Raw genomic sequence first — 8,354 nt, forward strand, 5'->3', positions numbered from 1 at the left:
ATTCAAACCAACCGGCTGCTGATCAGCCGAATACCACGTGGATGGCCGACAAGGTCGTGCACAAACCGATCGATGACCTTCGTCCCTACGGACGCAACAACCGCATCCACACCGCCAAGAGCATCGCCAAGCTGAAGGCATCGATTGCCCAGTTCGGCTTCGTGGTCCCGATCCTCGCAGACGCAGGTGGAGCCATCATTGCCGGTCATGGCCGCTGGGAGGCCGCCAAGGCAAATGGGCTGAAGACCGTTCCGGTCGTCGTGGCCGACCACCTGTCTGAAGCGGAAGTGCGGGCGCTCCGGATCGCGGACAACAAGCTGGCCGAGTTGTCGGACTGGAACGAGGAGGCGCTGCGCCTGGAGTTCTCGGACCTTCTCGAATTGGGCCTCGAGGGCGAGCTCGACTTCGACCTCACGATTACCGGCTTCGAGACGCCGGAGATCGACCTTGTGATCGGTGGGGCACCCGATGCGTCCGCAAGCGAGCCGGAGACGGTCGAGGAGCCGGATCCGGAAGCGCCGACGGTGACGCGATCAGGAGATCTCTGGATCCTTGGGTCTCACCGCCTGTTCTGCGGCAACGCGCTGGAGCCGGCCAGCTACGACATCGTGCTCGATGGAGAGGACGCGCGGCTGGTGTTCACCGACCCGCCCTACAACGTCCCGGTCAACGGTCACGTCCGCAGCGGAAACGCTGGGAAGCATCGCGAGTTCGCGATGGCATCGGGTGAAATGACAGATGGGGAGTTCCGAGGGTTTCTCAAGGCCTTCATCGACCGCGCCAAAGCCAAATTGCTGGATGGCGGCATCGCCATGATCTGCATGGACTGGCGCCATGTCGAGGAGCTGATCTCGTCCGGCAGGAGTTGCGGGCTCGAACTGATCAATCTCTGTGTCTGGAACAAGACCAACGGTGGCATGGGCAGCCTCTACCGCTCCAAGCACGAACTGGTCTGCGTGTTCCGGAAACCCGGCGCGCAGCACGTCAACAACGTGGAACTGGGCAAGCACGGGCGGAACCGGACCAATGTCTGGGACTACGCGGGCGTGAACAGCTTCGGGAAGGGCAGGTCGGCAGACCTCGTCGACCATCCAACCGTAAAGCCGACAGCGCTTGTGGCGGCCGCGATCATGGACGTGACCCATCGCGGGGACGTCGTTCTAGATGGCTTCGGTGGTTCCGGCGCGACCCTGCTCGCCGCCGAGAAGACTGGACGCCGGGCGCGTTTGATCGAGCTAGACCCCGCCTATGTCGACGTCGCCATCCGGCGCTGGCAGGACCTGACCGGCAAAGACGCGATCCTCGCCTCGTCCGGCCAAACCTTCGAGGACCGCAGCCGGGCTGCGGGCGCGATGACCGAGAGCATGGAGGCCGGCGATGTCGACGCATGATGACGATGATCGCGATGACAAGGGCGGCTACGGCCGGCCTCCGAAGTCTACGCAGTTCAAGAAGGGGCAGTCGGGCAATCCGAATGGGCGCCCGAAGGGAGCGCAGGGCATCACCGCCAGCCTCAAGCGAGAGCTCAATTCGAAGATCACGGTCACCGAGGGCCAGCAGACCAAGACAATCTCGAAGGCCGAGGCCGTGGCGAAACGGTTGCTGGCGAAGGCACTCGTGGGCGATCTCAAGGCGCTGTTGAAGCTGATCGAGATCGACCCGCAGCTCTTCGGAGTGGAGGCCGACCAAGCTGCCCAAGACCGCGCGAAGCAGCCCGAGGCCGTGGACCTCGCCATGCTTCGTCACTTCTTCGCTGCGCAGGAGCGGCCGCGACCGGAGGACGATGGCGAGGGGGAGGAGCCGGCATGAACGCTCCCAGCCCCGAACAGCTGCGCGCGGGTGGCACGGCGCTCGCACGCGACGACTTCTTCTACTTCGTGTGGAGGGTCTTCGGCACACTACACCCCGGGCGCGAGAAGGAGTTCGTGCCCGGCTGGCATGTACGGGCCATGTGCCACGAACTCGACGCGGTCCGGACCGGGGAGAACCAGCGGCTTGTGATCAACGTCCCGCCCCGACACCTGAAGTCGATCACGGTCTCTGTGGCCTTCGTGGCCTTCCTTCTCGGGCACCGACCGACATCGAAGATCATCGTCGCGAGCTACGGCCTCGACCTCGCACGAAAACACTCGGAGGATTGCCGGCGGGTGATGCAGTCCCGCTGGTACCGCGAGACGTTCCCCGGAACGCGGCTTCCGTCTCGCGGCAATACCGTGGACGAGATCCGCACCACGCTCGGAGGAAGTCGCAAGGCCGTGTCTATCGGTGGTGCCGTGACCGGACACGGCGCCGATTGCATTATCATCGATGACCTCATGAAAGCCGGTGATGCGACGTCCGAGGCAGAGTTGCTTCGGGCGCAGGAGTATATCGAGGGGTCTCTCCTGTCGCGCTTCGACAACCCCGCGGAGGGGCGTGTTGTGATGATCGCGCAGCGTCTCCACGAGCTTGACCCGCCCGGGTATCTCCTCGGGAAGGGCGGCTACCGGCACCTGAACCTCCCAGCGATTGCGGAGGACGAGCAACGGATTGCGGTCGGCAAGAGGCAGTATCACCTTCGCAGGAAGGGTACTCCCTTGTTCCCGGAGCGTTTCGGGCTGGACGTCCTTGAGCGGATGCGCCGGGAGATGGGGTCCGCGGTCTTCAACTGTCAGTACCAGCAGAATCCCGTGGCACCGGATGGCTCGCCGCTGCGGTGGGAGTGGTTTGGCAGTTACGACGAGGTCCTGCCGCGCCACGCCTACGAGATGGTGGTCCAGAGCTGGGACACGGGCACCGCGGCCGATCCTCGTTCGGACTACTCGGTCGGCACGACGTGGGGATTCCGCGACCGCAAGTGGTGGCTCCTGCACGTATTCCGGGATCGGCTCGACTATCCCGACCTCAAGAGGACCTGTCTGCGGCTTGGGGAGGAGTGGGAGGCTGATGTCGTGCTGATCGAGGACGCAGCGACAGGCCGTCCGTTGATCCACGAGTGTCGCAACCACAACCCATCACGTTTTCGGTCGGTCACGCCGGAGCACGACAAGGAGACCCGTTTCCGGGCCGCCTGTGACCCGGTATCGGAGGGCCTAGTGCTGCTGCCCCGCGAGGCGCCTTGGCTTCACGATTTCAAGCGCGAGCTCCTCGCTTTCCCGCGCGCCCGCCACGACGACCAGGTCGACAGCTTCAGCCAGATGATGAACTGGACTAAGGGGGTCGGATTCTGGCGCAAGATTGGACGGGATCATCCGCTCGCACGAGAGCGGCTTGCGAGACTGGAGGCGACGCGGCGAAGGCGGTGATCGTGACCGAACTCGGATGCCCGGCCATCGACCGCGGCACCAACCAGCCCAATGTCTTCTTCGACCCGAAATCCTCCGAAAGCTTCGTGCCGTACTTCTCGCCCGGCTGGCGCGATGACGCCATCCAGCGCGCCTATCTCGAGGCCTCGTATCTCTTCTGGGGTGAGGCGGCGAACAACCCGGTCTCGTCGGTCTATGGCGGCCGGATGGTGCATGTGCCCGAATGCGCCGCCTGGACCTGGGACGCGCGACCCTATCCGTTCTTCCCGGCGCTCACCGATGTTTGGACCGACGGCGGCAACTGGCGTCTCGGGCACTGGCTGACCGGTCGGCTCGGCGCGGTGTCGCTGGCAGCCCTCGTGCGGCACCTCTGCCTGCGCGCCGGGCTGCCCGAGGCGAGGATCGATGTCAGCGGCCTCTGGGGCGCGGTCGAGGGCTACGCCATCATGGCGCTCGAAAGCCCGCGCGCGTCGATCACCACGCTCGCGCGGCATTTCGGGTTCGATGCGGTGGAGACGGAGGGTGTGATCCGGTTCGTCATGCGCGGCCGCGCCGCTGTGGCCACCGTCAGCCCCGATGCTCTGGTCGCCGCACGCGAGGGCGACGTGCTGGAACTGACGCGGGGCCAAGAGACGGAACTGCCGCAGGCGTTGAAGTGGCAGATCGCCCGCGCCGACGAGGATTACGACGCGGCCCTCGTCGAGGCGCGGCGCATCACGGTGGACACGACCCGGATCGCCTCCGAGTCCTTCCCGATGGCGGTCCCCACCTGCCATTCCGACGACGCGAACGGGCGATGCTCCGGTTCCGGCGCATGCGATCATTGCAGAAGTTCGCCTCCGTCCACGCCTCCGTCACAAACCGTTTCAATCTGGATCGCAGCCTCTCCATCAGACCCCTCTTCAAGGCCAACCGCGGCGCCGCTCTTGCCGAGTGGCGCGGTCTCTGCGCCGGGTAAGACAAAACGTCACTGTCCTATCTGAGACGAGTTCGAATTGGTCTGACAGCACCGAAAAATGCGGTTGCGCGGGCCGAGGCAGAGATGCGCAACAGGCGAGTGGCGACGCGCCTGGATTCGACGTCTACGCCTGAGCTCAAGCGTGTGGCGCGCGTGATCCTTGCGGCCCGGCGGCATGAGGATTTGAGCCGGTTTCCGGCGGCAGACGTGCGTCTCGCCGTGGAAATGGTGAGGGCGTTCCTATAAGCCGAAAAGATCTACCTTGAGAAACTATAGCGGGAGAAATTACGTGAGTGCGAAACGTAGCCCTGAAGTACAAGAAGCTTTAGACAAGTTGCGTAGCCCTGAAGATTTGGCAGCGTTGGACGAGTTGGTAGAAATGGGAAGGCAAGCCAAGAGAAGAGTTGAGAATCCAACTCTGCGTGAGGTTCGGGATGATCTGTTCCACGATATTGGAAAAGTCTATTCCGCGGTTCTGCTTTTAATCATCCTTCAATTCGCAACCATCGGCTTAGTAGTTTGGCTGGTGGTTACTCGCTAATGCGATGGGCGGTGCCCGGATATTCCACCTTAGCATCGCTGGGGCTGCGGGCATCTTACAAATTTTGATTGCTGTGGGCGGCGGGCGTCCGGTCTAGGCACTTTCCACCGATGTGCTGATTTCCCTGCTCCTTTGGTTGCCTGCTACTCCGGCGTCCGCTGCAGATACCTCTTATTATTCGGACAGAAAGTAATATATTTTCTGCTTTTCTACGCTAATGTGGGTCACGGCAAATCCTTGGTTGCTGTTTCTCGGCGGTCCCGGATTCTCCTTTGCCCAGGGCCGCGCCAAAGGAGGCGCCCTTGCCCTTTAGACTGACCGATCTGGACCTCGACGAGCTCAGCCTCGTGGACGACCCTGCTTCCCCGGGGGCTCAGATCGTGGTCGCCAAGCGCGACGCCCGACCGAAATGCGTCAGCGGCAGATGCGCGAGGAGCTCGAAGCGATTCGCCAGCGTACCTCTTCCGCGCGACGCTACTTTACAAGGTCAACGCCAGCACGTCGGCGCGGATGAGCGGGCGGCTCGTCCTGAACGGCACGACCGAGATCTGCGGCTAGCGGGGCGAGTTCAGCGGCGCGGATGTTTCGGAGGCCACGGCGTTCTGGCTGCAGACGATGGTGTCACTCACCGCCGGCGACACTGTCGAGCTGCAAGGCAACTTCCGCGCCGCGGACGGCTATTTTGCTGCCGATCAGACCTCGTTCTCCGAACTCCAGGGAGGACATCGCGCACCAACCACAATCCGAAGACAACGAGTTCCGCGCGAATTTCCAACTCGCCAGACGTTGAGATAGGCTTGGGAGGGCGAGGGCCGAGATGCTGGGGCTGGAGCATTGCCTGAACGAAGACCTGTCTGTTGACGTGCCTCACGAAGCCCTCCGGGTCCATCGTGTCTTCCGGAGCTCCCACCTCGAAGAGATCGGCGTCCGACGCAACGACCTTACGGTAGGTCATTTCTCGTATTTGGACGTTTGTGAACTTGGTCGCTGCCAATTCTTATCGTCCTGAATATCGGCGTAGCTCCGGTCGAGAGTTGCCGTTCCTGCGTTGCATCCGCATCCAATCACGAGAACCATGCGGGCGAAAAACAAAAACGTAGCTGGCCCATTTCGGCAGGGGCAAAGCTAAGGCAGCGACCGCGTAACGGCACTTCAGTGGACCTGCAGCGCGATCGCGCCACCCAACTGATTTCATTGCGGATGACCAGTGAATGGTTCGTAAGGACCGGATGATCCACGCACTCACATGATCGATTTCGCTCTAATGGATTTACAGCAGCGAATTGCTGATCGGTATGGAAATTTTGGAATGACCAAGAGCTCTCCTTATCCGGACATCCGCCTGAGCAAGTTTGCAATGCGCCGTGTCCTCGAGTTAAAAACGAAGAAGAGTCAGCGCGAGATTGCGACGGAAGCCGGATTTCGGCATCCAAACATGCTGAGCCTGATCAAGAGTGGCGCGTCGAAGGTTCCGCTCGACCGCGTCCCTGCCCTAGCGGGCGCGCTCGAGGCCGATCCCAAGTACGTCTTTCTCATGGCCCTCGAACAGGGCGGAGACGAGACGACGCGCCGCGCCGTAGAGGAAATCTTTAAGCCGTCGAGGAAATCTTTAATACGTTCATTACGCAGAACGAATTGGACTGGCTCGAGGAGATCCGCGGTGCGTCAGGCCACAGCGATCGGACAAGGACAGATCGGCGCATTATCGATGGCGTCCGACTTCCGGATGATTGCAGCGTGACCGTGAACGAGCGGGCATGGATCGATCTCATCAGGCTCCTGTCAGATAACATGGACCCCGAGCCGTCGCTCAACGCCGTGCATGCACTGAAAGCGGCGCTCTACCGACCCTGACGCTTCGTAAGCCATTGCAACGAATGGGTCTCCGGCACATACGCTAGAGGCTTCTTGGTCATGGTTTGGCCCGCCTGCGCCCCCGCCCATCACTATCTGCAAGGAGTTCAACGATGACGTTGCTCATGCGCTTCGGCTCTCTCTCGATCATTGCGTTCGTCGGCATCGCCGCAATCTTCACACTTGCCCCGAATACCGTTGGCAGCGCCGGCGACATCGGCCCGAGGGAATGGCGGCTCACGTTTTCAAACCCGAACCACGGGACGACCCTTATTCCGGACCAAATGACTACGATCGCCTGTATGCGCGCCGCCGCCGAGCTGACCGAGGGCAGCGAACTGCGCACGATCGCAATATGCGTGAACGTCAATACCGGCGAAACAGAAACCGCTTTCTCGCGATAAACGATGGTTAAATAACGGTAAGCACAGGCCGCGCCCAGGGCTCCGCTGATATGAGGTGCGAATGCGCATGCCCCTCGAAAAGATGCGGGATGACCGCACAGAAAGGGAAAGGGGAGGCAGCGAGCATTAAGACTAGTGATGCCGCTCAGCGTCGCACTCAGCGGATCTCAGGACGCTCACACGTTCCAGATGCGCGCAACCGTTTTTTATCTCTAGTCAGGATCACTCTGTTTGGCTTGCCGGATGTAGCCTCGCACTCGCCGATGGGCATGCAAACACCGCAATGGCGTAGCCCGATCCAGATAATTTCCTGAACGGTGTTCTTCAGCCTAGGCAGTTCGCGTATCAACTGTTTCTGAAAAGGGCGCCCAAGTTGGTGGCCTTGGTTTATTTGACCCTACGTAACCTCGGCCGCGTCGCTTAAGTGCACCCAAATCTTGCCTTTTTCTCCAGTTATTTGCCACTGCGCACTTGAGTCGCGCGCACACTGGATGACAATAGAGGCAGTTCAAGTGATGAGAATTTTCGCAAGCAATAGCGCCGGTTGCAGAATAAGCTTTCTGGGCAAACTAGGCATGGTCGCACTTCTCGCTTACTGCGTCCTGGGGTTAAGTGCCGAAGCGGGCGCGAGGGACGATGCTTGGGCCCTCGCTGAAATGTGGCAGCCGATCGAAATTAGCGTCGAACCGGACGGCCTGACCATCGTTCTTCCACAGCGGCGTGTTACTCAACAAATCTATCTTGCAATTCTGCAGGCCGGCCTCTGCCTCGGCCCCCTACTCGATAGGCCGATCTCGGATGTTGGTGATGTCCGCATACTGAACCAATTCGCAAGGCAGGGCTTTGTGTTCGAAGGTAATCTTGCAGATTGCTACTCACTATCCGAAATTGAAATTCTTGGTGTAACCCATGCTTACTGAGATCATCTAATATTCGCCGAGACGGTGCCGATAGGTTCACTTATGCATGACGGGTCTGGGACCTGTCAGAGGAACTTGGCTTGAGGCGGGGCAGGGGGCTGACTAGCGTTCCACAATGAGCAAACCTAGCGGACCTGTCAGAGGAACTCGTCTTGAGGCAGAGCAGAGGGCTCGGTAGCGTCGGAGCATGAGCCGACCCAGCCCCTTCAAGTGGTTCAAGACGAGCCCCGAGATCATTCGCCTGGCGGTGATGATGTACGTCCGGTTCCCGCTGTCGCTGCGCAACGTCGAGGACCTGCTGCACGAGCGCGGCGTCGAGATCAGCCACGAGACGGTGCGGTTCTGGTGGCATCGGTTCGGGCCGACGTTCGCTGCCGAGATCCGCAAACGCCG

7 protein-coding genes and 3 pseudogenes are annotated in these 8,354 nt (G+C 61.2%); all 10 read left to right on the plus strand.

Annotation, left to right across the window (positions count from 1 at the left end; translation table 11 throughout):
- The first annotated feature begins 41 nt into the window (after positions 1-41).
- Positions 42-1,391 carry a site-specific DNA-methyltransferase gene (locus P6F26_RS12960; RefSeq protein WP_278029118.1) on the plus strand — a complete coding sequence of 450 codons (1,350 nt, stop codon included), beginning with the start codon at positions 42-44 and terminating at the stop codon, positions 1,389-1,391.
- Entirely contained in the window at positions 1,378-1,809 is a 432-nt protein-coding gene (locus P6F26_RS12965; protein ID WP_278029119.1) for a DUF5681 domain-containing protein, read from the plus strand. The genes P6F26_RS12960 and P6F26_RS12965 overlap by 14 nt, the downstream gene beginning before the upstream one ends.
- Positions 1,806-3,284 carry a phage terminase large subunit gene (gene terL / locus P6F26_RS12970; RefSeq protein WP_278029120.1) on the plus strand — a complete coding sequence of 493 codons (1,479 nt, stop codon included), beginning with the start codon at positions 1,806-1,808 and terminating at the stop codon, positions 3,282-3,284. Before P6F26_RS12965 ends, terL begins: the two co-directional genes overlap by 4 nt.
- A pseudogene (locus P6F26_RS12975) lies at positions 3,284-4,084 on the plus strand (phage tail protein); the annotation flags it as partial. The gene terL and the pseudogene P6F26_RS12975, both read left to right, overlap by 1 nt.
- Positions 4,051-4,242, plus strand: a pseudogene (locus tag P6F26_RS12980) (IS6 family transposase); the annotation flags it as partial. The pseudogenes P6F26_RS12975 and P6F26_RS12980, both read left to right, overlap by 34 nt.
- A gap of 289 nt (positions 4,243-4,531) precedes the next feature.
- Complete coding sequence (locus P6F26_RS12985; RefSeq protein WP_278029121.1) at positions 4,532-4,783, plus strand: hypothetical protein; 252 nt, start codon at positions 4,532-4,534, stop codon at positions 4,781-4,783.
- Between the two features lie 1,246 nt (positions 4,784-6,029).
- The gene (locus P6F26_RS12990) at positions 6,030-6,524 is read left to right on the plus strand and encodes an XRE family transcriptional regulator (RefSeq protein WP_278029122.1); all 495 of its coding nucleotides are present in this window, start codon (positions 6,030-6,032) and stop codon (positions 6,522-6,524) included.
- A 226-nt stretch (positions 6,525-6,750) separates the two neighbouring features.
- Positions 6,751-7,041 carry a hypothetical protein gene (locus tag P6F26_RS12995; RefSeq protein ID WP_278029123.1) on the plus strand — a complete coding sequence of 97 codons (291 nt, stop codon included), beginning with the start codon at positions 6,751-6,753 and terminating at the stop codon, positions 7,039-7,041.
- 575 nt (positions 7,042-7,616) lie between these two features.
- The gene (locus tag P6F26_RS13000; protein ID WP_278029124.1) at positions 7,617-7,961 is read left to right on the plus strand and encodes a hypothetical protein; all 345 of its coding nucleotides are present in this window, start codon (positions 7,617-7,619) and stop codon (positions 7,959-7,961) included.
- A 187-nt stretch (positions 7,962-8,148) separates the two neighbouring features.
- A pseudogene (locus P6F26_RS13005) lies at positions 8,149-8,354 on the plus strand (IS6 family transposase); the annotation flags it as partial.

Source organism: Roseicyclus salinarum (assembly GCF_029624655.1).
Classification (GTDB): Bacteria; Pseudomonadota; Alphaproteobacteria; order Rhodobacterales; family Rhodobacteraceae; genus Roseibacterium; species Roseibacterium salinarum.

Bases quoted from the DNA above. Each gene is read 5' to 3' on its own strand.
- P6F26_RS12990 (WP_278029122.1), top strand. From the start codon at position 6,030: ATGATCGATTTCGCTCTAATGGATTTACAGCAGCGAATTGCTGATCGG.
- P6F26_RS12965 (WP_278029119.1), top strand. From the start codon at position 1,378: ATGTCGACGCATGATGACGATGATCGCGATGACAAGGGCGGCTACGGC.
- P6F26_RS13000 (WP_278029124.1), top strand. From the start codon at position 7,617: ATGGTCGCACTTCTCGCTTACTGCGTCCTGGGGTTAAGTGCCGAAGCG.
- terL (WP_278029120.1), top strand. From the start codon at position 1,806: ATGAACGCTCCCAGCCCCGAACAGCTGCGCGCGGGTGGCACGGCGCTC.
- P6F26_RS12995 (WP_278029123.1), top strand. From the start codon at position 6,751: ATGACGTTGCTCATGCGCTTCGGCTCTCTCTCGATCATTGCGTTCGTC.
- P6F26_RS12960 (WP_278029118.1), top strand. From the start codon at position 42: ATGGCCGACAAGGTCGTGCACAAACCGATCGATGACCTTCGTCCCTAC.